This window comes from Bacillus sp. EKM208B, from assembly GCF_011800725.1.
Taxonomy (GTDB): domain Bacteria; phylum Bacillota; class Bacilli; order Bacillales; family Bacillaceae; genus Bacillus; species Bacillus velezensis.
This window is the reverse complement of the sequence record NZ_JAANHO010000015.1, coordinates 1-24,351: the sequence shown is the minus strand read 5'-3', so window position 1 is coordinate 24,351 and position 24,351 is coordinate 1. Positions and strand designations below refer to the sequence as shown.

The 24,351-nt window shown below is 45.0% G+C and carries 25 protein-coding genes, 1 rRNA gene and 2 other annotated features; all 26 genes read right to left on the bottom strand.

The window, feature by feature from the left end; all coding sequences use genetic code 11:
* Nucleotides 1-6: 6 nt before the first annotated feature.
* The gene (gene rpoB, locus G9F75_RS18665; RefSeq protein WP_167409305.1) at nt 7-3,588 is read right to left on the bottom strand and encodes a DNA-directed RNA polymerase subunit beta; all 3,582 of its coding nucleotides are present in this window, start codon (nt 3,586-3,588) and stop codon (nt 7-9) included.
* A 244-nt stretch (nt 3,589-3,832) separates the two neighbouring features.
* A complete protein-coding gene (locus tag G9F75_RS18660; protein WP_015388780.1) occupies nt 3,833-4,438 on the bottom strand; it encodes a class I SAM-dependent methyltransferase in 606 nt (201 codons plus the stop codon).
* A gap of 91 nt (nt 4,439-4,529) precedes the next feature.
* On the bottom strand, nt 4,530-4,901 hold the full coding sequence (gene rplL / locus G9F75_RS18655) for a 50S ribosomal protein L7/L12 (protein WP_003156436.1): 372 nt from the start codon (nt 4,899-4,901) through the stop codon (nt 4,530-4,532).
* A gap of 41 nt (nt 4,902-4,942) precedes the next feature.
* Nucleotides 4,943-5,443: a 50S ribosomal protein L10 gene (gene rplJ, locus G9F75_RS18650; RefSeq protein WP_014416746.1), complete on the bottom strand. Its 501-nt coding sequence runs from the start codon at nt 5,441-5,443 to the stop codon at nt 4,943-4,945.
* Nucleotides 5,444-5,506: 63 nt separating this feature from the next.
* Nucleotides 5,507-5,649 (bottom strand) — a sequence feature (ribosomal protein L10 leader region).
* Nucleotides 5,650-5,697: 48 nt separating this feature from the next.
* Nucleotides 5,698-6,396: a 50S ribosomal protein L1 gene (rplA, locus tag G9F75_RS18645; RefSeq protein WP_003156431.1), complete on the bottom strand. Its 699-nt coding sequence runs from the start codon at nt 6,394-6,396 to the stop codon at nt 5,698-5,700.
* 94 nt (nt 6,397-6,490) lie between these two features.
* Nucleotides 6,491-6,916, bottom strand: a complete 426-nt coding sequence (gene rplK / locus G9F75_RS18640; RefSeq protein ID WP_003156430.1) for a 50S ribosomal protein L11 — start codon at nt 6,914-6,916, stop codon at nt 6,491-6,493.
* A gap of 167 nt (nt 6,917-7,083) precedes the next feature.
* A complete protein-coding gene (gene nusG, locus G9F75_RS18635) occupies nt 7,084-7,617 on the bottom strand; it encodes a transcription termination/antitermination protein NusG (RefSeq protein ID WP_003156423.1) in 534 nt (177 codons plus the stop codon).
* Nucleotides 7,618-7,784: 167 nt separating this feature from the next.
* On the bottom strand, nt 7,785-7,964 hold the full coding sequence (gene secE / locus G9F75_RS18630) for a preprotein translocase subunit SecE (RefSeq protein ID WP_003156422.1): 180 nt from the start codon (nt 7,962-7,964) through the stop codon (nt 7,785-7,787).
* A 32-nt stretch (nt 7,965-7,996) separates the two neighbouring features.
* A complete protein-coding gene (gene rpmG, locus G9F75_RS18625; protein WP_003156421.1) occupies nt 7,997-8,146 on the bottom strand; it encodes a 50S ribosomal protein L33 in 150 nt (49 codons plus the stop codon).
* Between the two features lie 85 nt (nt 8,147-8,231).
* Entirely contained in the window at nt 8,232-8,888 is a 657-nt protein-coding gene (sigH, locus tag G9F75_RS18620) for an RNA polymerase sporulation sigma factor SigH (RefSeq protein WP_003156415.1), read from the bottom strand.
* 62 nt (nt 8,889-8,950) lie between these two features.
* Entirely contained in the window at nt 8,951-9,463 is a 513-nt protein-coding gene (rae1, locus tag G9F75_RS18615; RefSeq protein ID WP_003156414.1) for a ribosome-dependent mRNA decay endonuclease Rae1/YacP, read from the bottom strand.
* 6 nt (nt 9,464-9,469) lie between these two features.
* Nucleotides 9,470-10,219: a 23S rRNA (guanosine(2251)-2'-O)-methyltransferase RlmB gene (rlmB, locus tag G9F75_RS18610; protein WP_003156413.1), complete on the bottom strand. Its 750-nt coding sequence runs from the start codon at nt 10,217-10,219 to the stop codon at nt 9,470-9,472.
* A complete protein-coding gene (locus tag G9F75_RS18605; protein ID WP_003156412.1) occupies nt 10,203-10,634 on the bottom strand; it encodes a Mini-ribonuclease 3 in 432 nt (143 codons plus the stop codon). The genes rlmB and G9F75_RS18605 overlap by 17 nt, the downstream gene beginning before the upstream one ends.
* A gap of 4 nt (nt 10,635-10,638) precedes the next feature.
* Nucleotides 10,639-12,039 carry a cysteine--tRNA ligase gene (cysS, locus tag G9F75_RS18600; RefSeq protein ID WP_003156411.1) on the bottom strand — a complete coding sequence of 467 codons (1,401 nt, stop codon included), beginning with the start codon at nt 12,037-12,039 and terminating at the stop codon, nt 10,639-10,641.
* On the bottom strand, nt 12,036-12,689 hold the full coding sequence (gene cysE, locus G9F75_RS18595) for a serine O-acetyltransferase (RefSeq protein ID WP_014416745.1): 654 nt from the start codon (nt 12,687-12,689) through the stop codon (nt 12,036-12,038). Before cysE ends, cysS begins: the two co-directional genes overlap by 4 nt.
* A gap of 74 nt (nt 12,690-12,763) precedes the next feature.
* Nucleotides 12,764-12,997: a binding site (T-box leader), on the bottom strand.
* Nucleotides 12,998-12,999: 2 nt separating this feature from the next.
* Nucleotides 13,000-14,451, bottom strand: a complete 1,452-nt coding sequence (gene gltX / locus G9F75_RS18590; protein ID WP_017419470.1) for a glutamate--tRNA ligase — start codon at nt 14,449-14,451, stop codon at nt 13,000-13,002.
* Between the two features lie 91 nt (nt 14,452-14,542).
* Nucleotides 14,543-15,019, bottom strand: coding sequence for a 2-C-methyl-D-erythritol 2,4-cyclodiphosphate synthase (gene ispF / locus G9F75_RS18585; protein WP_003156407.1), 477 nt, complete (start codon nt 15,017-15,019; stop codon nt 14,543-14,545).
* Nucleotides 15,012-15,710 carry a 2-C-methyl-D-erythritol 4-phosphate cytidylyltransferase gene (ispD, locus tag G9F75_RS18580; RefSeq protein ID WP_021494150.1) on the bottom strand — a complete coding sequence of 233 codons (699 nt, stop codon included), beginning with the start codon at nt 15,708-15,710 and terminating at the stop codon, nt 15,012-15,014. Before ispD ends, ispF begins: the two co-directional genes overlap by 8 nt.
* A 12-nt stretch (nt 15,711-15,722) precedes the next feature.
* A complete protein-coding gene (locus tag G9F75_RS18575; protein ID WP_003156403.1) occupies nt 15,723-16,823 on the bottom strand; it encodes a PIN/TRAM domain-containing protein in 1,101 nt (366 codons plus the stop codon).
* A gap of 113 nt (nt 16,824-16,936) precedes the next feature.
* On the bottom strand, nt 16,937-18,019 hold the full coding sequence (gene disA / locus G9F75_RS18570) for a DNA integrity scanning diadenylate cyclase DisA (protein WP_003156401.1): 1,083 nt from the start codon (nt 18,017-18,019) through the stop codon (nt 16,937-16,939).
* A 3-nt stretch (nt 18,020-18,022) separates the two neighbouring features.
* Complete coding sequence (radA, locus tag G9F75_RS18565; RefSeq protein ID WP_017419468.1) at nt 18,023-19,402, bottom strand: DNA repair protein RadA; 1,380 nt, start codon at nt 19,400-19,402, stop codon at nt 18,023-18,025.
* Between the two features lie 93 nt (nt 19,403-19,495).
* On the bottom strand, nt 19,496-21,928 hold the full coding sequence (gene clpC, locus G9F75_RS18560) for an ATP-dependent protease ATP-binding subunit ClpC (protein ID WP_007410388.1): 2,433 nt from the start codon (nt 21,926-21,928) through the stop codon (nt 19,496-19,498).
* On the bottom strand, nt 21,925-23,016 hold the full coding sequence (mcsB, locus tag G9F75_RS18555) for a protein-arginine kinase McsB (RefSeq protein WP_003156398.1): 1,092 nt from the start codon (nt 23,014-23,016) through the stop codon (nt 21,925-21,927). The genes clpC and mcsB overlap by 4 nt, the downstream gene beginning before the upstream one ends.
* Nucleotides 23,016-23,573, bottom strand: coding sequence for a protein-arginine kinase activator protein McsA (gene mcsA, locus G9F75_RS18550; RefSeq protein WP_007410387.1), 558 nt, complete (start codon nt 23,571-23,573; stop codon nt 23,016-23,018). Before mcsA ends, mcsB begins: the two co-directional genes overlap by 1 nt.
* Nucleotides 23,574-23,586: 13 nt before the next feature.
* Nucleotides 23,587-24,051, bottom strand: coding sequence for a transcriptional regulator CtsR (gene ctsR, locus G9F75_RS18545; RefSeq protein ID WP_003156396.1), 465 nt, complete (start codon nt 24,049-24,051; stop codon nt 23,587-23,589).
* 227 nt (nt 24,052-24,278) lie between these two features.
* A 5S ribosomal RNA gene (gene rrf, locus G9F75_RS20360) occupies nt 24,279-24,351 on the bottom strand; the annotation flags it as partial.

Genomic DNA, 24,351 nt, shown 5'->3' with positions numbered 1-24,351 from the left:
CAGAGACTATTCTTTCGTTACTGCGTCACGTTCAACGTCTGGAGATGCTGTTTCTTCCGGCGCTTCATCACCTGATAATGCAAGGCCGTCAGCCTGTTTCGCATCTTCCTCGTCTTCTAGATCTCTCATTTCTATTTCTTCTTCATCGCCTGAAAGGATTTTTACGTCCATACCTAAGCTTTGAAGCTCTTTGATCAATACTTTGAATGATTCCGGAACACCAGGCTCTGGAACATTGTCGCCTTTGACGATGGCTTCATATGTTTTCACACGTCCGACCACGTCATCGGACTTCACAGTCAGGATTTCTTGAAGCGTGTAAGCTGCGCCGTAAGCTTCAAGCGCCCAAACCTCCATCTCACCGAAACGCTGTCCGCCGAATTGGGCTTTACCGCCGAGAGGCTGCTGCGTAACAAGTGAGTAAGGACCTGTAGAACGGGCATGAAGTTTATCATCAACCATGTGCGCCAGTTTGATCATGTACATGATTCCGACTGATACACGGTTGTCGAACGGTTCTCCCGTACGGCCGTCATAAAGAACTGTTTTAGCGTCTCTTGACATGCCTGCTTCTTCAAGTGTTTCCCACACATCTTCTTCACGCGCGCCGTCAAATACAGGTGACGCGATGTGAATGCCGAGGTAGCGGGCAGCCATACCCATGTGAAGTTCTAATACCTGACCGATATTCATACGTGATGGTACACCCAGCGGGTTAAGCATGATATCGATCGGCGTGCCGTCAGGAAGGTAAGGCATATCTTCTTCAGGAAGAATCTTCGAGATAACCCCTTTGTTTCCGTGACGTCCGGCCATTTTATCACCTTCAGAAATCTTACGTTTCTGAACGATATATACGCGTACAAGCTGGTTCACTCCCGGAGGAAGTTCGTCGCCGTCTTCACGGTTGAAGACTTTTACATCGTGGATAATTCCGCCGCCGCCGTGAGGCACACGGAGAGAAGTATCACGGACTTCACGCGCTTTTTCTCCAAAGATCGCATGCAGAAGGCGTTCTTCAGCCGTAAGCTCAGTTACACCTTTAGGCGTTACTTTACCTACGAGAAGGTCTCCGTCGTTGACTTCCGCACCGATACGGATAATTCCGCGGTCATCAAGATTGCGAAGCGCGTCTTCCCCTACGTTTGGAATATCGCGGGTGATCTCTTCCGGCCCAAGCTTTGTATCACGTGCTTCTGATTCATATTCTTCAATGTGAATAGATGTGTATACATCATCTTTCACAAGGCGTTCACTCATGATGATGGCATCCTCATAGTTGTAACCATCCCATGTCATGAAGCCGACCATTACGTTGCGGCCGAGAGCAAGTTCACCAAGCTCCATTGAAGGTCCGTCAGCAAGGATTTCTCCTTTGACTACTTCATCGCCTACACTGACGATCGGACGCTGGTTGTAGCACGTACCTTGGTTGGAGCGGACAAATTTCAGCAAGCTGTACTTATCCAGGTTGCCTTTTACTTTTTGGCCGTCAATTTCTTCATAGCGGCGCACCCATACGTTTTTCGCTTCGACCCGTTCAACGATACCAGGGTGTTTACAAATAACGGCTGCACCGGAGTCTTTACCGGATACATATTCCATACCCGTTCCGACGATCGGAGCTTCCGGCTGCATCAAAGGCACAGCCTGACGCTGCATGTTCGCTCCCATGAGGGCGCGGTTCGAGTCATCGTTTTCCAAGAACGGAATACATGCTGTCGCAGCAGAAACAACCTGTTTAGGAGATACGTCCATGTAATCCACGCGGTTGCGGGCTACAACGGTGTTTTCCCCTCTGAAACGCGCTACGATGCTGTCATCCAAGAAAGAACCGTCATCGCTCAGCTTAGCATTCGCTTGGGCTACGACATAGTTATCCTCTTCATCAGCAGTCAGGTAGTCGATTCTAGGCGTTACTTTTCCTGTTTCAGGATCAACGCGGCGGTATGGCGTCTCAATGAAACCAAAGCGGTTTACTTTCGCAAATGATGACAATGAGTTGATCAAACCGATGTTCGGGCCCTCAGGCGTTTCAATCGGACACATACGGCCATAGTGAGAGTAGTGAACGTCACGTACTTCCATACCTGCGCGCTCACGTGTCAAACCGCCCGGTCCGAGAGCTGACAGACGGCGTTTGTGCGTCAATTCAGCAAGCGGGTTCGTCTGATCCATGAATTGAGAAAGCTGTGAGCTTCCGAAGAACTCTTTAATAGACGCAATAACAGGTCTGATGTTAATCAGCTGCTGCGGCGTGATTGTATTTGTGTCTTGAATAGACATTCTTTCACGTACGACACGTTCCATCCGGCTTAAACCGATACGGAATTGGTTTTGCAGGAGCTCACCTACAGAACGCAGACGGCGGTTTCCGAGATGGTCGATATCATCAGTGTCGCCCACTCCGTGCAGGAGGTTGAAGAAGTAGCTGATAGAAGAAATAATATCAGCAGGCGTAATGTTTTTAATCGCCTCTTCGATGTAAGCATTGCCGATCACATTGATCGTCTGCTCTCCTTCTGCATCGGTAGGAGCATAGATTTTAATGGATTGAAGCATCACTTCATCCTCGACGACGCCGCCGTTAGGATAAAGTTTTCTGAAGCCGATTCCATTTTCTAAGTATGGCAGTACTTTATCAAGTGTTCTTCTGTCAAGAATCTGCCCTTTTTCAGCGAGAATTTCACCGGTTTCCGGATTCACCAGTGTTTCTGCAAGTCGCTGGTTAAACAGGCGGTTCTTGATATGAAGCTTTTTATTAATTTTATAGCGTCCTACATTCGCAAGGTCGTATCGCTTCGGATCGAAGAAACGGGAATCCAGCAAGCTTTTTGCGTTTTCTACTGTAGGCGGCTCTCCGGGACGAAGGCGCTCATAGATTTCAAGAAGCGCTTTGTCACTGTTTTCAGTGTTGTCCTTATCCAGTGTATTGCGGAGATATTCGTTCTCACCAATGAGATCGAGAATCTCTTGGTCGGAACCGAAGCCGAGAGCACGCAAAAGAACCGTAACCGGCAACTTACGTGTGCGATCAATGCGGACATACACAACATCTTTCGCATCAGTTTCGTATTCTAACCATGCGCCACGGTTTGGAATGACAGTCGCGGTAAAACCTTTTTTACCGTTTTTGTCTACTTTACCACTGAAATATACACTTGGAGACCGAACAAGCTGAGATACGATAACACGTTCTGCACCGTTGATGATAAAAGTACCGGTATCTGTCATAATAGGGAAATCACCCATGAAGACATCCTGGTCTTTTACCTCTCCAGTTTCTTTGTTAATTAAACGAACCTTCACTCTCAGCGGAGCTGAGTAAGTCACATCACGTTCTTTTGACTCTTCAACGGGATACTTAGGATCTCCTAAACTGTAGTCAATGAACTCAAGAGAGAGGTTACCAGTGAAATCCTCAATTGGTGATATGTCTTGAAACATCTCTCTAAGACCCTCATCAAGAAACCACTGATAAGAAGAGGTTTGAATTTCAATGAGATTTGGTAATTCTAACACTTCGCTAATGCGAGCATAGCTTCTGCGCTGGCGGTGTCGTCCATACTGAACTAGTTGACCTGTCAACTGATTCACCCCTCAAATCATGCGTATTATATGTGTAATAAGCATCTCTTACGATAAAGAAATACTTTTACAAGACAAAAGAAAAAAGGGTTTCTAATTAAGAAAACCACATCCAAAAACAAATACCGATTTTATTAGCATTTCCATGTTTGTATAATTTATACATGCACTATGATTATTTCAGCATATCATGCAAAATATATACATTGGCATTTTACAATATTAACATAGCTGAAAATTCAAGTCAAACTTTTTTTGCTTTTATGATATAATAGCCTTTCTTTTTTTGAACCACAGAAACTTCGTCAAAAAGCTCCTTCAGTTTTTCAATGGCAGAAGGCCCGCCCTGTTTTTTCTGTATAACGATCCACAATTCACCTGAAGCCCTTAAATGCTCAGCGCTTTTTTCAAAAATGGCATGGACAACTTTTTTTCCGGCGCGGATTGGGGGGTTTGTAATAATAGAAGCAAATGTTTGAGCAGAATCAATATTTGAAAATAAATCACTCTGATAAATCCGAACGTTTTTTATTCCGTTTTTTTCTGCATTTTCATTTGACAGCTCTACGGCTCTTTCATTCACGTCAATCATGTGCACGGTGCGGTCTGTAAATGCACCGGCGAGTGACAAACCGATCGGGCCGTAACCGCAGCCTGCATCCAGGAAGTCACCATCGATCTCCGGCTCTTCAAACGCTTCAATTAAGACACGCGAACCGAAATCAACTTCCTTTTTCGAGAAAACGCCGCTGTCACTTGTGAATGTATAAGATCTGTTCCGCAGTGTAAATGACCATGTCTGTTTATCGCTTTTAACTGAAGGTTTTTCTGAATAATAGTGTTCACTCATTATTAGAACCTCCTTTTATAATGGCACTTAAAGAAAAGCAAAGAAAAAGCCCGCCTCATAAAAGCGAGCTTCCCCTACAGGCAAGTGAAGATTACTTAACTTCTACAGAAGCGCCAACTTCTTCAAGTTTAGCTTTAAGCTCTTCAGCTTCTTCTTTCGCAATACCTTCTTTAAGTGGTTTTGGAGTGTTGTCAACAAGTTCTTTAGCTTCTTTCAAGCCAAGACCAGTGATTTCACGAACAACTTTGATAACTTTGATTTTCTGAGAACCTGCACCAGCAAGGATAAGGTCGAATTCGCTTTGCTCTTCAGCAGCTCCGCCAGCAGCAGCTCCGCCAGCTACAGCTACAGGAGCAGCAGCAGTTACGCCAAATTCTTCTTCGATTGCTTTTACTAGGTCGTTCAATTCAAGTACAGTTGCTTCTTTAACGGAAGCAATGATTTCTTCGATATTTAAAGCCATTTGAAATTCCTCCATTTGTTTTATTTTAGGGTAAAATCAGATTAAGCGCCTTGTTCTTCCTTTTGTTCTGCAACTGCTTTAGCTGCAAGTGCAAGGTTGCGAACTGGAGCTTGAAGTACGCTAAGCAACATAGAAAGTAAGCCATCGCGTGAAGGAAGTTCAGCAAGAGCTTTCACTTCTTCAACAGAAGATACTTTTCCTTCGATAACGCCCGCTTTGATTTCCAGAGCTTCGTGATTCTTCGCGAACTCGTTAAGAACTTTTGCCGGAGCGACAACATCTTCAGTACTGAATGCGATCGCATTCGGTCCAGTTAAGACATCATTCAAACCATCAAGTTCAGCTTGTTCAACCGCACGGCGAGTCATTGTGTTTTTGTACACTTTGAACTCTACGTTAGCTTCGCGAAGCTGTTTACGGAGTTCAGTTACTTCAGAAACGTTAAGTCCGCGGTAGTCAACGATGATCGTTGATTTGCTTTCTTTCAGTTTAGAAGCAATCTCTTCAACAACAACTTTTTTTGTATCAATTGCGCTGCTCATGGTTACACCTCCTGTAGATTTTGTGTAACACTTATACCGCTAGGTGATCACGACTGTGACGACGATTTCATATAAAAAGCCTCCATGTGGACATGGAGGCTGTATATACAAGCATACGTAACGTAATAGCTGTGATATATATACACCTCGGCAGGATATTAAGCCTCAACGGCCCCTGCTGTCTACGGTATAAATGACATATTATATTTTACAACATTTTGAATCATATCAGAATGCTGATCTAAAGTCAAATATTATTTTACGTTGAAAGTAGAAGCGTCTACTTTGACACCAGGGCCCATAGTAGAAGTAACGGCAACGTTTTTCACGTAAACACCTTTAGCCGCAGCCGGTTTTGCTTTCAGGATTGTATCATACATTGTTGTGAAGTTCTCAACAAGTTTTTCATCCTCGAAAGAAACTTTTCCGATCGGAACATGGATGTTACCAGCTTTGTCAACGCGGTATTCTACTTTACCAGCTTTGATTTCGCCGATTGCTTTTTCTACTTCGAATGTAACAGTTCCTGTTTTAGGGTTTGGCATAAGACCTTTTGGTCCAAGCACACGGCCGATTTTACCGACTTCACCCATCATGTCAGGAGTCGCAACGATTACATCGAATTCGAACCAGCCTTGCTGGATTTTCGCGATGTAATCAGAATCGCCAACGTAGTCTGCACCGGCAGCTTCAGCTTCTTTTGCTTTTTCGCCTTTAGCGAATACAAGCACGCGCTGAGTTTTACCAGTTCCGTTAGGAAGTACAACTGCACCGCGGATTTGCTGATCGTTTTTACGAGGGTCAACCCCTAAACGAAAAGCAACTTCAACTGTAGCGTCGAATTTAGCTGTGTTTGTTTTTTTAGTAAGCGCCACTGCTTCAGCGACGTCGTAAGCTTTCGCACGGTCTACAAGCTTCGCAGCTTCAACGTACTTTTTACCTTTTTTAGCCATTTTAAAATTTCCTCCTTATGTGGTTATAGCGGAATAACCTCCCACGAATAAGGGTTGCGAACTTGTGAAAACTCGCAACCCGACAAGAAACAAATTAATCCTCGATAACGATACCCATACTGCGGGCAGTACCTTCAACCATGCGCATTGCCGCTTCAACGTCTGCTGCGTTTAAGTCAGGCATTTTCGTTTCAGCGATTTCGCGAACCTTATCGCGCTTAACGGTTGCCACTTTATTACGGTTTGGTTCACCAGAACCAGACTCAATTCCAGCTGCTTTTTTAAGCAATACTGCAGCAGGCGGAGTTTTTGTAATAAATGTAAATGAACGGTCTTCGTAAACCGAAATTTCAACAGGAATGATTAAACCAGCTTGGTCAGCTGTACGAGCATTAAACTCCTTACAGAATCCCATGATATTTACACCGGCTTGACCTAGTGCAGGTCCAACTGGCGGCGCTGGGTTAGCTTTTCCAGCAGGAATTTGCAATTTTACAACTTTTACTACTTTTTTAGCCACGAGACACACCTCCTTAAGTCCGTGATGTGGTAATAGGGTAAACCCTCCCACTCAAGGTTTCATTCTTTATATGAATGACGAAATATCAAGCTAGCTGCCTTGGATTAGTCCAAGACGTACCTTTGCTATATTATCATTAATATATAGCAATTTCAAGTTTTTTCACATTACAATTTGTCGATCTGGGTAAATTCCAGTTCAACCGGCGTTTCACGGCCGAACATGTTAACGAATACTTTCACTTTGCTCTTATCATAATCAATCTCTTCAATTGATCCTGTAAAGTTGGCGAAAGGTCCGTCTATGACTTTGACTGTCTCATTCAATTCAAAATCAATGTCGGTTTTCCGCTCATCCATGCCCATGCGTTTTAAGATGGTTTCCGCTTCGCCAGGAAGAAGCGGAGTCGGCTTTGAGCCTGAACCGGCTGATCCGACGAATCCGGTAACGCCCGGCGTGTTGCGGACCACATACCAGGAATCATCAGTCATGACGATTTCAACAAGCACATAACCCGGGAACACTTTCTTTTTGACTACTTTTTTCTTGCCGTTCTTAATATCAGTCTCTTCTTCTTCAGGGACGACAACGCGGAAAATTTTATCCTGCATTCCCATTGATTCCACACGTTTTTCAAGGTTCGCTTTTACTTTGTTTTCATAACCGGAATACGTATGAACAACATACCAATTCTTTTCCATTCTATCAGGACTCTGCAGTCCTTCCCTCCCCGCATTTAAAAATGAAGTGTAAAACAAAAAATAGGCTCAGGGCCTATGAATCCTTTTTTCAACAACACAATAAAAAACCCGCTGAACGGGTTTTGGCAAACGATATTATGATCTATTATAGCACGTATTGCTGATCATTATTCAACTATTAAACGAATTAATTGAGAAATTCCTGTATCAAGGAGGGCAAAAAAGATAACAAAAAAGATAACCGTTGAAATCACCGTGATCGTATAGCGCGTTAACTCTTTGCCTTTAGGCCAGCTAACCTTTTTCATTTCTTTCCCAACATCTTTAAAGAAACTCATCATGCGCATGTAAAAGACCTCCACAATTTAAAAAGCGAACACTATTTTGTTTCTAAATGAGCTGTATGTGAATTGCAAGTGCTGCAGTACTTCTTAACTTCTAACCGCTCAGCCGCTGATGCAGAGCTTTTCATTGTCGTATAATTACGATTTCCGCATGTTTTGCATGCCAGCGTAATCTTTTTTCTCATGTCGTTACACCTTTTCCTAAACATTCATTTATCTTAATAAAATAGCACAGTCAGAAAAATTCTGTCAATATGACACAGAAACCTGCTACAGGCTGATCTCTCTTATTTCTAAATACTTTTCAAGCTTGCGCTTCACGCGCTGCAGGGCATTATCGATTGATTTTACGTGTCGGTTTAAGTCATCTGAAATCTCTTGGTAACTTCTTCCGTCCAAGTACAGAACAAGCACCTTTCTCTCCAGATCGCTCAGCAGTTCTCCCATTTTCATTTCGATATCATCAAATTCTTCCTGATTAATAATCATCTCTTCAGGATTTAACGTTTTAGCGCCTGAAATGACATCAAGCAGTGTTCTGTCAGATTCTTCATCAAAAATAGGTTTGTCTAAAGAAACATAGGAATTTAAAGGAATGTGTTTCTGACGGGTAGCTGTCTTTATTGCGGTAATAATCTGGCGGGTAATGCATAATTCTGCAAAAGCTTTAAATGAAGTGAGCTTGTCCTCTCTAAAGTCTCGGATAGACTTATATAAGCCTATCATCCCTTCCTGTACAATATCTTCTCTGTCGGCCCCTATTAAAAAATAAGACCTTGCTTTCGCCCGTACAAAATTACGGTACTTCGTAATCAAGTAATCTAACGCATCACTATCCCCAACATGAACCTTTTCAATGACCTGCTCGTCCTCCAACTGGCAAAATTGCACTTTGTTGAACTTTCCCTTGCTGTTCTGTAGATTCACTGCGATCCCCCCGGCGCACGTAGATAGAAATATTATACATTAATGGGCGAAAAAGCGTCAACCTAATCCAGACCGCCTCGGCGCCACTTTTCAAACGTTTTCAAAACCTCTTCGGACAGCTCGATTTTACCCGGTGGTTTTTCAGAAGTGATCTTTGAAACCCGCCTTTGAATCCGGCGTTCTATCGTATCCACTTCCCTCAGGAGCTCCCGGGCGGATTTGCGGAGAGCCCCTTGTCCGAAAATCGCCCACTGCTCCGTATAATCGGAAGTTGCGACATGAATCTGTGTCGCAATATTGTTTAGCGCCTGGGCAAGCTTCTCGATCCGCTCATCCGCCGTCTCATTCTCCCGTGTGAAAATCACTTCGACTCTGTGATTCGTTTGTTTTTTCTCTATGCCTTTTACCAGGTGTGCGTCAAACACCACAATGACTCTGATTCCCGTGTAGGACTGATATTCCGCCATCTTCTGGATCAGTACATCTCTCGCTTCTTCAAAACTGTTCGCTTTTAAATCCTTTAGCTGCGGCCAAGCTCCAATCATGTTGTATCCGTCTACTAACAGGATGTCCATCTGTCTTCATTCCCCTAAAGGATTGCGCTTCCGGTAGACTTCATACATGAGAAGGCCGGCCGCTACCGACGCATTCAGAGACGTGACTTTTCCGGCCATCGGAAGCTTAATGAGAAAATCACATTTCTCTTTCACAAGCCGCCCCATTCCTCTGCCTTCGCTTCCGATAACGAGCGCCAAAGGCATCTTGCCGTCCATAGAGCGGTAGTCTTCCCGGGCGGATGCATCCGTTCCGACGACCCAAATCCCCCGCTCCTTCATTTCATCAAGTGTCCGGGCAAGGTTGGTCACCTTCACGACGGGAATGTGTTCAATCGCACCGGTCGAAGCTTTTGCGACCGTCGAAGTCAGTCCGACCGCTCTGCGTTTCGGAATCACGATGCCGTGTGCACCGACAGCGTCAGCCGTTCTCATGATGGAACCGAGATTATGAGGGTCTTCCAGCTCGTCCAATATGAGAAAGAAAGGCTGTTCGTTTCTCTCTTCCGCTCTTTTATATAATTCGTCTAATTGTGCATATTCATATGCCGCCACCTGGGCGACAACACCCTGATGCTGCCCCTCCACCATCTGATCGAGTTTTTTCCTCGGTACAAATTGAATGGTGACACCGCGCTTTTTAGCAAGCTCCATAACTTGCTGCGCCTGTCCTTTTACTGTGTTTTCCGCCATCCATAACTTATACAGCTTGCGATCTGACTTTAACGTCTCAATCACAGCGTTTTTTCCTATGACGTAATCATGTTGCTGACTCATTTGTTTTCCTCCCTGACGTCCCGACTTGTATAGCCTCAGCAATCAGCTGATTCAGTCTTTCTTCTCTTTTCTCAAGAAAAAGGTATCCGAGTAAAGCCTCAAAAGCTGTACTATGGCGGTACGTCTGTACATCTGTGTTTTTAGGCGTCGTCCCTGATTTTGCGTTTCTGCCTCTTCTCAGCACGGCTTCCTCTTCCTCCGTGAAAAAGGATTCGTCCTGAAGGCGGAACAATATGTCTGCCTGTGATTTTGCCGATACAATCCGGCTCGCCTTCTTATGAAGGTCATTCGGTTTCGTAAAGCCCTGCTTAAGCAGGTGATGCCGGACGTATATTTCAAAAATGGCATCACCCATATAAGCAAGCGCAAGACCGTTTAACTGCTTTGAATCTTTGATTTGTTCAAATTGAAGCATCCGCTTACTCTCCCCGCTTCCAGCGAGTTCCCTGGGCCGTATCTTCAAGAATGATATTCATGCTTTTCAGCTGATCGCGAATCTGGTCTGACAAAGCAAAATCGCGATTGCGGCGGGCTTCATTTCTCTTCTCAATCAACTCTTCAATCTCTTCGTCGACAAGCTCTTCTTCGCCGAGCGTAAGTCCGAGAACAGATCCGATTCTGTCAAACATGCTGATAAAGGCTTTAATGACGTGATCCGCCGTATTGTCTTCCTGCATGTAGTAATTGGCGAGCTTCGCCAGATCAAACCAAACGGAAATCGCATTCGCCGTATTAAAATCATCATCCATTGCTTCTTCAAACGCAGTGCGGTGCTCTTCAATTTTAGCGAGCCATTCCTCATCATTGTCAGTCAGATTCGTGCTGCTAATCAAACGATGGTTTAAATTACTGTAGGCCGTCTTCAGGCGGTTAAACGCGTTTTTTGTTTTCTCAAGCAGCTCTTCCGAATAGTTGATCGGGTGGCGGTAATGAACGGACAGCATGAAAAATCTCAAAAGCTGCGGGTCATATTGCTTAATGATATCGTGCACCAAAACAAAGTTGCCGAGAGATTTTGACATTTTCTCATTATCGATATTGATATATCCGTTGTGAAGCCAGTATTTTGCGAATGTCTTGCCTGTTAATGCTTCAGATTGGGCGATTTCGTTTTCATGGTGCGGGAATGTCAGGTCCTGACCGCCGGCATGAATATCGATTTCGTCACCCAAATACTTTTTCACCATTGCGGAGCATTCAATATGCCAGCCCGGGCGGCCTTTTCCCCAAGGGCTATCCCATGAAATTTCTCCGTCCTTAGCAGCTTTCCAAAGAGCAAAGTCCAGCGCATCCTCTTTCTTCTCGCCGACACGGATACGCGCGCCTGATCTGAGTTCATCAATTGATTGCTGAGATAGCTTGCCGTAGCCTTCGAAGGCCCTTGTTTTGAAATAGACGTCGCCTTCTGATTCATAAGCGTAGCCTTTTTTAATCAGCTCGCTGACAAATTCAATAATGGCGTCCATGTTTTCCATGACCCGGGGATGAAGATCCGCTTTCCGGCATCCGAGGGCGCCCACGTCTTCAAAATACGCTTTAATGAACCGCTCAGAAACGGTCGGGACGTCCTCGCCGAGCTCGTTGGCCGCCTTAATCAGTTTGTCGTCAACATCGGTGAAATTCGATACGTATTGAACATCGTATCCTTTATACTCCAAATAGTTGCGTACGGTATCATACACAATCGCCGGACGGGCGTTTCCGATATGAATATAGTTGTATACAGTCGGTCCGCACACGTACATTTTTACTTTGCCTTCCTCAAGAGGAACGAATGTTTCCTTTTTCCGTGTCAATGTATTATAAAGTGTAATGGTCATTTTTGGTTGATCCTTTCTTTTTTATCTTCCAGTTCAGCCTGCAGTTCAAAAATCTGCTGCTCCAATGCTCTAAACCGGTCAGCAACCGGATCGGGCAAGTCTTGGTGATTGAGATCGCGTTTGATTTTTCTTCCGTTCCGAATGACGACTTTCCCCGGTATGCCGACAACGGTCGAAAAGTCGGGAACATCACGAAGCACAACGGAGCCGGCCCCTACTTTAGAACCCTGCCCGACCGTAATAGAGCCGAGCACCTTCGCTCCGGTTGCAATTAAAGCATCATCTTTTATGGTCGGATGCCGCTTCCCCTTTTCTTTTCCCGTTCCCCCGAGAGTGACACCTTGGAATACCGTCACGTTATTGCCGATTTCACATGTTTCCCCTATGACGACCCCCATACCGTGGTCAATGAAAAACCTTCTCCCGATGGTCGCGCCGGGATGGATTTCAATTCCGGTAAAGAAACGGGCAATCTGTGATATCAGGCGCGCCAGGAAGAAAAATCTCCGTTTATATAAAGCATGTGCAATCCGATGCGCCCATATAGCATGTAAACCAGAATAAGTTAAAACAACTTCGAAATAGCTTCTTGCTGCCGGATCTTGATCGAACACTGTATCTATGTCTTCTTTTAGCATTTTAAAAAACACATGCTTCCCCCCATTCTCTCCCCGCTCCAGTCTGTTTTTCCGCCTATAAAAAAAGCGCCTCTGCATGTAAACATGACAGAGACGCTTTTACCGCGCGGTTCCACTCTGTTTGAAAAACAAGTCACTGTTTTCCCAACTTAAAAGCCGGTAACGGCGGCGGCCGCCTTTAAATACTGATTTCCGCAGAAATGTTCTTCAAAGGTCTTAAGGGCGCACTTCTAAAACATGACGCATGAATCTCTCTCAGCCGATGAAGATTCTTTCTGTAATGGTCATTGTTTTATACTCTTCCCTGTCAACAATCGTATATTTAAATGCTTTTCAGGCGTCTTACGGCTGTTTCTCTGCCGATCAGCTCAATGGCCTGCGGAAGCTCCGGACCGTGTGTCTGACCGGTAACCGCTACACGAATCGGCATGAACAGCTTTTTGCCTTTATGGCCTGTTTCTTTCTGAACAGCCTTGATTGAGGCTTTGATCAGCTCAGGCGTAAATTCTTCAAGCTCTTCAAGCTTCGCAGCAAATACGCTGAGCACTTCAGGCACCTGTTCTTCTTCCAGAACGGCTTTTGCCTCTTGATTATACTCGATCTCATCTTTAAAGAACAAATCAGTCAGCTCGACAATTTCAGCGCCGTAGCTCAATTGCTCATGGTAAAGAGAGATTAATTTACGAACCCATTCCTGCTCTTCGGCAGAAAGCTCAGTGCCGACTTTACCTGCTTTTTGCAGGTGCGGCAGGGTCAGCTCAACAACTTGATCAAGATCCAGCGCTTTGACGTATTGGTTGTTGACCCATTTCAGTTTATGCATATCAAACAGAGCCGGTGACTTAGACAAACGATTTACATCAAAAATGTCAATGAATTGTTCTCTTGTGAAAAGCTCTTCTTCACCGACGGGAGACCAGCCGAGAAGTCCGATAAAGTTAAACAGCGCTTCAGGCAGGTAACCCAGCTCATCATACTGCTCAATAAACTGGATAATTGATTCATCACGTTTACTTAATTTTTTGCGGCTTTCGTTCACGATAAGCGTCATATGTCCGAAGACAGGAACATCCCAGCCGAATGCCTGGAAAATCATGATCTGTTTCGGTGTATTTGAAATGTGATCCTCACCGCGGAGCACGTGCGTCATTTTCATTAAGTAATCGTCAATCGCGACGGCAAAGTTATACGTCGGTGTTCCGTCTTTTTTGACGATGACAAAGTCGCCGATGCCGTCTGATTCAAAAGAAATCTCGCCTTTTACGATATCGTTAAATGCGATGATTTTCCCTTCCGGCACGCGGAAACGGATGCTCGGCTGTCTGCCTTCGGCTAAAAACTGCTCCTGCTCTTTTTGAGTCAGGTTTCTGTGTTTGCCGGAATAGCGCGGCATTTCCCCGCGGGCGATTTGCTCTTCACGTTCTTTCTCAAGTTCTTCTTCCGTACAGAAACATTTATAAGCTAGCCCTTTTTCAAGAAGCTCTTCATAGTACTCTTTGTAAATGTCGTTACGCTCAGACTGGCGGTACGGGCCGTATTCTCCGCCGACATCCACACTTTCATCCCAGTCCATGCCGAGCCATTTCAAATAGTTGAGCTGGCTTTGCTCTCCGCCTTCAATATTTCGCTTTTTGTCCGTATCCTCAATCCGGATAATAAACTTTCCGCCTTGGCTGCGGGCAAATAAATAGTTAAAAAGCGCCGTTCTGGCGTTACCGATATGCAAATGTCCGGTCGGACTCGGTGCATAACGAACGCGTACTTCATTTCCCATGTTCAAATACTTCCTTTCATCTCGTCTGTAGCCTCTAGCCGAATATATGTATCTATTCTACCACCAAATAGACCGGGCATCAAAACAATGATCAGGCTTTTTGGATCAGAACGGTTGCCTGAGCGGCAATTCCTTCGGCTCTTCCGGTAAACCCGAGCTTTTCTGTCGTCGTTGCTTTTACGTTTACTTGAGAAACGTCCGCCTCAAGGCCTTCCGCTATCCGTTTTCTCATAGCATCAATATGCGGCGCCATTTTCGGCTTTTGCGCAATAATCGTGCAGTCTATATTTCCGAGTACGTATCCTTTTTCTTTTACAATGTTCCAGACATGCTGAAGCAGCTTAAAAGAATCCGCATCTTTGAATTCCGGATCAGTATCCGGGAAATGCTTGCCGATATCTCCTTCACCTGCCGCTCCGAGACACGCGTCTGCGACTGTATGCAGCAATACATCAGCATCTGAATGTCCGAGCAGCCCTTTTTCATAAGGAATTTCAATTCCGCCGATGATGAGAGGACGGCCTTCCGTTAATTGATGCACATCAAATCCTTGTCCGATTCTAAACATTATGATTCCCACTTTCCGCTTTCATGATTGCTTCCGCGGATATCAGATCATCCGGCGTTGTCAGCTTAATATTGGTATAGCTGCCTTCAACGATACTCACCTGATATCCATCAAGACGCTCGACGAGGCTGGCGTCATCCGTCCCTAAGAAGCCTTTGTTTTCCGCTTCCGTATGCGCCTTTTTCAATAAAGAAAGACGAAAAGCCTGCGGCGTTTGAACGGCCCACAAGCTTGAACGATCAAAGGTCTCCGCAACCCGGGAGCCTTCCGCCCGTTTTATCGTGTCTTTCACAGGAACAGCCAGGACAGCCGCTCCCGCCTCCTCTGCTGTTTCAACGAGCTTATCGATATGCTGATGTGTGACAAACGGGCGCGCTCCGTCATGAACAAGGACGACCGATTCCTTATCAATCACTTTCAGTCCTTCGTATACACTGTGCTGACGCTCCGCACCTCCGGTAACAAGCTCAATTTCCGTCTGAATCGGAAATTGGGCCAGCAGCTGGCGAAAATCTTCCTGTTCACTCTCGTTTATCACCAGGATTATTTTCTGACAGGGTGCGTGGCTTTCAAAAACCCGCAGTGTGTGTATAATAACAGGCGCACCTTTTAAGCTGATGAACAGCTTATTTTTCCCGGCCTTCATCCGTTTTCCTTGTCCGGCAGCCGGAATAACGACAACATACTCCATATTAACTCCCTCTTAAAGAGCTTTCTCAAGCAGCTTGGGCTTGGCAAAAATCATTCGTCCCGCCGCTGTCTGCAGTACGCTGGTTACGAGCACATCAATATGCTTCCCTATATAATTGCGGCCTTCTTCCACAACAATCATCGTCCCGTCATCCAAGTAAGCCACACCTTGATTATGCTCTTTCCCGTCCTTAATCACCTGCACATTCATCTCTTCGCCCGGAAGCACAACCGGCTTCACCGCGTTTGCAAGGTCATTAATATTCAGTACCGCAACCTTCTGAAGCTCACATACTTTATTTAAATTAAAATCATTCGTCACAACGACACCGGATGTCAGCTTCGCAAGTTTGACAAGCTTGCTGTCAACCTCCTGAATGTCCTCGAAGTCGCCTTCATAAATTTCAACCGTAATATCCAGTTCCTTTTGAATGCGGTTCAAGATATCCAGTCCGCGGCGTCCTCTGTTACGTTTTAAAACATCTGAAGAATCAGCGATATGCTGTAATTCCTCCAGCACAAATTGAGGAATGACAATGACGCCTTCTAAAAAGCCCGTCTGACAAATATCTGCAATTCTCCCATCAATAATAACACTTGTATCCAAGATTTTCAGCCTTTTATCCTGTTCCTCCTGCTCCTCATCAGCACTCCCCTTTTTCTTCTGCATTCTTGCAGAAATGGAGAAAAGACTGATCAGTTCATCCTTTTTCTTAAATCCGACTTGGAAGCCCAGGTAACCGAGAAAGAAAGCCAGAAAGACCGGAATGATGGTGCTGAATATACGGTACGGAATATTGTCCAGCGGAATCACGTTTACAATGAGATATGCGATGATAAGTCCAAAAACCAATCCGAGACTCCCGAATAACAGATCCGGCACCGGAGCTCTCAGCAAAGAATCTTCAATCCATTTTACCCAATTAATCACATATTCTGTCGTCCATATACTGATGAGAAAAAAGATAATAGCACCAATTGCAGCAGACGTATATGCGTTTGTTATTAAAGGTATGTCCTGTATATTTGACAGCACAAACAATTCAGGTATTAAAAAGATACCGACAACGCCGCCCACAATAATGAAGAACGCCTGAACTATTCGTTTTAACATACCTCCACCTCCTTTTAAGTAGCATTTTTTCAGCAGACTGTCAGAGCCTACAAATTCAGAATAAACAAAAACTAACAATAATATACCCGGATTCCGACAGGTTTAAGCGATTCTTAAAGCTGTCTATCTATATAGTGTTTTTCCTGAAGGCGTTTTAAGCCTTTTTTGATTTTTTGGGCGCGCACTTCTCCGATACCCTCGACATCATCAAGCTCTTCCACAGTGGCTTCCGTTATGCTTGGCAAAAATCCGAACGCCTCAACCACATTTTCAACAATCGGCATCGGCAGACGCGGAATTTTGTTCAGCAGCCTGTATCCTCTCGGGAGCACATAATCATCAAGATTCGTAGAAGCCGGATATCCAAGCAGCTTAAACAGAATGGAATCATCAAGCAGATCATAGCTGGACATATCCTGAAGCTCTTTTAACAGCACGAACGGATCTTTGATTTTTTCTTTGACATAGTCTTTGATGAAAAGTGCCGCCTCTTCTTCCATGTCCGTAATCAGTTCAATCACCTGCAGACGGATTAAGTGGCCTTCCGTTCCGAGTTCTTTAATATACATATTGATTTCATTTTTTATTCGGAGCACCATTTCATACCGATGCATGACGGACAGCACGTCACTGAATGTCACAAGCTCCTCAAACTCTAATGCGTTTAAAGCCGTAATCGTTTTGTCTAAAATGGTTTTATACTTCTCAAGCGTTTGAATGGCCTGATTTGCCTTTGTTAAAATAAATCCTATGTCCTTTAGTGTGTACTTCATGCTGTCCTGATATAACGTAATGACATTTCTGCGCTCAGAAATGGCAATGACGAGACAGCCGGTCTGCTTCGCCACCCGTTCCGCCGTACGGTGCCTCATTCCCGTTTCTGAAGAAGAAATGGTCGCCTCCGGCATAAGCTGCGTATTCGCATAAAGAATTTTCTGGCCGGAATCACTTAAAATAATGGCACCGTCCATTTTGGCCAGCTCGTATAAGTGAGCGGGCGCAAATGATGTATTAATATGAAAACCGCCATCGACGACTTGCTTTACCTTATCATTGTATCCGACAACAATCAGGCCGCCTGTATTTGCCCGAAGTACATTCTCTATCCCGGCTCTGAGCGGGGTGCCCGGTGCAACGAACTGCAGAATTGCAGACAGGTCAAGCTCTTGTTTCGCCCCTTTTTTCTCTTTTTCCATCTATTATGATCCTCCTAATGAAGTACGAAGCGCTTCTGCAACATTTGCTACTCCGACAACCTCAATCCCTTTTGGTATTGTCCACCCGTCTGCATTCGCCTCAGGTATGATCATGCGCTTGAAGCCGAGTTTCGCCGCTTCTTTTACGCGCTGTTCGATTCTTGACACCCTGCGGACTTCTCCTGTCAGACCCACTTCACCGATAAAGCAATCTGCGGGATTCGGCGGTGTATCTCTGAAGCTTGAGGCAATGCTGACGGCTACTGCCAAATCAATCGCCGGTTCATCCAGTTTGACCCCGCCGGCGACCTTTAAATACGCATCTTGATTTTGAAGCAAAAGACCCACCCGCTTCTCAAGCACAGCCATAATTAACGACACCCTGTTGTGGTCAATGCCTGTAGCCATGCGGCGCGGGTTTCCAAAACTGGTCGGTGATATGAGCGCCTGAATTTCAACCAGGATCGGTCTCGTTCCTTCCATTGACGCAACGATACTCGAACCTGATGCCCCGGCAGAACGCTCTTCCAAGAATATTTCAGAAGGGTTCAGCACCTCCGTAAGCCCCTCTTCCCGCATTTCAAAGATGCCCATTTCATTTGTGGAGCCGAAACGGTTTTTTACGGCCCGCAAAATACGGAATGTATGGTGCCGCTCTCCTTCAAAGTATAGAACGGTATCGACCATGTGCTCAAGCAATCTCGGCCCTGCGATCGATCCTTCTTTTGTGACGTGTCCGACGATAAAAATAGGTATGCCGTTTGTTTTCGCGATTTTCATCAATTCGGCCGTACACTCTCTTACTTGTGATACACTGCCGGGAGCCGAGGTGATATCACTTTGGTACACGGTCTGAATGGAGTCTACGACAACAAATGCGGGTTTCATCTCTTGTATAGCAGACGAAATATACTCCATATCGGTTTCAGATAAAACATGTAACATTTGGCTGTTGATTCCAAGTCTGTCGGCACGCAGCTTCGTTTGCTTCACGGATTCTTCCCCTGAAATGTAAAGCACGCTGCCGGCCGTATCTGCTAATTGTGCGGATACTTGGAGAAGGAGCGTTGATTTTCCGATGCCGGGATCGCCGCCGATTAATACTAACGAGCCCTTCACAACGCCGCCGCCAAGCACTCTGTTGAATTCTTCGAGCTTTGTGTGAACGCGGGGTTCTTCCGATGTTTCAATTGATGTAATGGGTGATGGTTTCTGGACGGTTTGAACGGAGTGGGAGAAAGCCGCCCGCCGATTCGCCGGCGCTTTTTTTATGGTTTCTTCCACCATTGTATTCCAAGCCCCGCAGCCCGGGCACTTTCCCATCCATTTTGCGGATTCATAACCGCATGAGTGGCAGATGAATTTTGTTTTTGATTTAACCATATATGTTGTAAGACCTCTTCCTTATCGAATATTTCTCTATATAACAAAGTGAGGCATACACTCGCTTACGTATGCCTCATGTTTGTCACTATATTAGTTCGTTTTAGCAGTTGTTTTTACGACAAATTCGCCGTCCTCAACATCAAGAACAATGTGCTGGCCTTTATCAATATTGCCTCTGAGGAGTTCTTCTGATAACCGGTCCTCCACATGCTTTTGAATCGCTCTTCTTAACGGACGTGCGCCGTATTCCAAATCGACGCCCTCTTCTGCTACTTTTGCTTTTGCAGCATCCGTCAGCTCGATAGAGAGATCTTGTTCTTTCAGACGTTTTGTTAACTGATCAGACATAAGCGACACGATGTCTGTAAGATGTTTTTTCTCAAGGGAGTGGAAGACGATAATTTCGTCAATCCGGTTGATAAACTCAGGTCTGAAGGCACGCTTCAGCTCTCCCATGACTTTGTCTTTCATGTCTTTATGGTTTTGTGATTCATCCTGCACATTGAAGCCCACATATTTGTTGCGTTTCAGCTCGCTCGCTCCGACGTTTGACGTCATAATCAGGATCGTGTTGCGGAAATCCACAGTGCGTCCTTTTGAATCAGTTAAGCGTCCGTCTTCAAGCACTTGCAGGAGAATGTTAAACACATCAGGGTGCGCTTTTTCAATTTCATCAAGCAATACGACAGAGTAAGGTTTTCTTCTCACTTTTTCTGTCAGCTGGCCGCCTTCATCATAGCCGACATATCCCGGAGGAGAACCGACAAGACGTGAAGTCGAGTGTTTCTCCATGTATTCGGACATATCCACTCTGATCATCGCTTCCTCATCACCGAAAATGGATTCCGCCAGCGCTCGTGCCAGCTCTGTCTTCCCAACGCCTGTAGGGCCTAAGAAGATGAATGAACCAATCGGGCGTTTCGGGTCCTTCAGACCGGCTCTTGCACGTCTGACAGCCTTTGCAACGGCTACAACAGCTTCATCCTGGCCGATGACGCGGGAGTGCAGAATGCTTTCCATATTGAGAAGCTTATCTGTCTCCGTTTGGGCAATTTTAGATACGGGCACCCCGGTCCAGCTGGATACAACCATCGCAATATCCTCTACAGAAACTTCGGAGTTCTCCTGGCCTTGTTTTTCTTTCCACGTTTTTTTCGTGTCTTCCACCTGTTCTCTCAGGCGCTGCTCCGTATCACGAAGGGAAGCCGCTTTTTCAAACTCCTGGCTCTGAACGGCAGCGTCTTTTTCCTTGCGAACTTCATCGAGTTTCTGCTCAAGCTCTTTTAAGTTCGGAGGCGTTGTGAAAGAACGGAGACGCACTTTTGAACCGGCTTCATCAATTAAATCGATCGCTTTATCCGGAAGGAAGCGGTCAGAAATATAACGGTCGGACAATTTTACCGCCGCTTCAATCGCTTCATCGGTAATGGATACGCGGTGATGCGCTTCATAGCGGTCACGGAGCCCCTTTAAAATTTGAATGCTTTCATCGGCTGACGGCTGATCCACCTGAATCGGCTGGAAACGGCGCTCCAGAGCCGCGTCTTTTTCGATATATTTACGGTATTCATCAAGCGTTGTCGCACCGATGCATTGAAGCTCTCCGCGGGCCAGTGAAGGTTTTAAGATATTCGATGCGTCAATCGCACCTTCTGCTCCCCCCGCTCCGATCAGTGTATGCAGTTCGTCAATGAATAAAATAATATTGCCGGCCTGACGTATTTCATCCATTACTTTTTTCAAGCGGTCTTCAAATTCTCCGCGGTATTTCGTACCGGCTACAACCGTACCCATGTCTAATGTCATTACACGTTTATCACGTAAAATTTCCGGCACTTCATTATTGATGATCTGCTGTGCGAGGCCTTCAGCAATCGCAGTTTTACCGACACCCGGTTCTCCGATAAGAACGGGATTATTTTTCGTTCTGCGGCTTAATACCTCAATAACACGCTGAATTTCTTTGCTTCGGCCGATAACCGGATCAAGACTGTCTTCCTTCGCAATCGCAGTTAAATCACGCGCCAGACTGTCCAGCGTCGGCGTGTTTGCATTGCTGTTCGTACCAGATGCAGAAGATCCCGTCTCATTGCTTCCCAGAAGCTGCAGCACCTGCTGTCTCGCCTTATTCAAGCTGACACCGAGATTATTCAGAACTCTCGCCGCCACGCCTTCTCCTTCACGAATCAGTCCGAGAAGTATGTGTTCTGTTCCCACATAAGAATGTCCTAGCTTTCTGGCTTCATCCATGCTGAGCTCAATGACTTTTTTTGCTCTTGGCGTATAATGAATCGTTTGAGACATTTCCTGTCCCCGTCCGATTAAGCTCTCCACTTCTTTCTGAATTTTATCCGAACCGAGTCCGAGTGCTTGGAGTGCTTTAGCTGCAATCCCTTCTCCTTCACGAACCAGACCTAATAAGATATGTTCAGTTCCAATATTGTTATGGCCTAAGCGCAGTGCTTCTTCCTGTGCCAGTGCCAATACCTTTTGAGCTCGCTCTGTAAACCTTCCAAACATCATATCGAATCATCCTCCTGTCTATTTGCACTCATTTCTAAATGCAGCCTTTCCCTGATAAGAGCCGCTCTTCTCGCGTCTCTTTCGTTCGGCCGTAATGCACCGCCCGAATATTGCTGGAGAAAACCCGGCTGTGTCAAAATCATCAGTTCATTAAGTATATTGCTTGATAGCCCTTTGATGATTCCAAGGTCTATCCCCAGCCGAACGTCAGAAAGGCATTTCGCCGTTTCCTTTGATTCAATCATACGGCAGTTGGATAAAACACCGTAAGATCTGAATACCCGGTCCTCCAATTCAATTTTCGAGGTTTGGTAAAGCGCTTCTCGGGCTGAACGTTCCTGCTCAATCAGCTGGGCAGCCACACTGTTTAAATCATCTACAATGTCCTGTTCTGATTTTCCGAGTGTGATTTGATTTGAAATTTGAAAGATATTTCCTAATGCTTCGCTGCCTTCACCGTAAATTCCTCTAACAACTAAACCTAATTGGTTAATTGCCGGTATAATTCGATTCATTTGCCTAGTTAATACAAGGCCCGGCAAATGCATCATGACTGAAGCCCTTAGTCCCGTCCCTACATTTGTAGGACAGCTTGTTAAGTAACCTCTCTTCTCTCCAAAGGCGTAATCCACTTTCTCCTCAATCCAGTCATCAACCTGGTTTGCCGCTTTTATGGCGTTGAGAAGCTGGAAGCCGGGGAAGAGGCATTGAATTCTGATATGATCTTCTTCATTTAACATAATGCTGACTTCTTCATTTTCAGAAAGCAGACAGCCGCCAAAAGGGGATTCAGTTAAATTCGGGCTGATCAGATGTTTCTCCATCAGAACCCGTTTTTCCAAAGGCTGAGCTTCACTCATTCTGATTAAATGAAATTGACCGATATCAGGCAGTTCTTTTCCTGAAAAATGATCTTCGAATTGCTGAATGATGGATGAGGCTTCTTCATTCGTATACCGGGCGGGAAACTTTATATTTTCAAAGTTTCGGGCCAACCGTATACGGCTGCTGAGTACAATGTCACTTTCAGGTCCCTTTTGCTTCATCCAATTGCTTAGTGCGTCCTGAATAAAATGCTTGAGCGACATTACCCTTGTTCCCCCTCACTGTCTTTACTTTTTAATTTTTGCTCTAACGATCGGATCTGATCCCTGACCTCCGCTGCTCTTTCAAACTCTTCGTGGTGTATTAAAGATTCAAGTTCTTTTTTTAACATTTCCATTTGCCGTCTTACATGCAGGTTTCCGCCTATTCGTTTTGGAATTTTCCCGGCATGCACCGTATTCCCGCTGTGAACTTTTCGCAAGATCGGCGTAATTTGGCTGTAGAACGTATCGTAACATTCCGCACAGCCGAAACGCCCTGTTTTTCTCAGCTGCTGAAACGTCATACCGCATTTCTTACAAGCTGTCCCTTGCTCTGAATAGCCGAACATTTGAGAACCGGTGTTTTGAAATGAAGACTCCATATTCAGCAGCCCTGATAATAAATTATGAATCGAGAACCCTTGGTTTCCACTTATACTGTATGAATCGCTATTTTCTTTTGCACATTGTTCACAAATATGAACTTCTTGTTTTTCTCCATTAACAACTTTCGTAAAGTGAAAAGTGGCCGGTCTCTCATTGCATTCTTGACAAATCAATCTTTTCACCCGCTTACTTTAGTTTTAAAGATGTGAGCATTGCTTTCATCATTCTGGCTCTTAGCTCATCCCGTTCGGGCAAATCAATATATAGAACTGAACGATCCATTACACTCACCATCATTTTAGCTTCTCTTTCCGAAATAACTCCGTCCTCTAACAGTCTGAGAATAATGTCATCAGAGGCTGCCTGGGACAAGTGGGTATGAATCTGCGAAATAATATTATTGATGAGGACGACTTCGTTATTCATTTTAATTTTGATAATACGAATATAACCGCCGCCTCCCCGTTTACTTTCAACAATATATCCTCTTTCACTTGTAAATCTGGTGTTGATGACATAATTTATTTGGGAAGGAACACATTGAAATTTATCAGCGATTTCACTGCGTTTGATCTCTAAAATTTCTTTGCCATTTTGATCTAATACTTGTTTCAAGTACTGTTCAATGATGTCAGAAATATTATGTCCCACTCAACCCCCTCCTTTATTGACTTTGACTATATTTGACTTTAATCTTACTATAAGGTGTTTCGCAAAATTTTTCAACTGTATCGCTCTATCTCTATTATTTCCACTTTGCACAAGCATAAAACCTGCTTTTGCAAAAAGGCATATCGTTACGTTTCTCATATTATATAACGTATGCAAAAAAACACAAAAAAGGCAGCTCATGATGAGCTGCCTTTACCGTAATGATAGCTTGGCGGCGTCCTACTCTCACAGGGGGAAACCCCCGACTACCATCGGCGCTGAAGAGCTTAACTTCCGTGT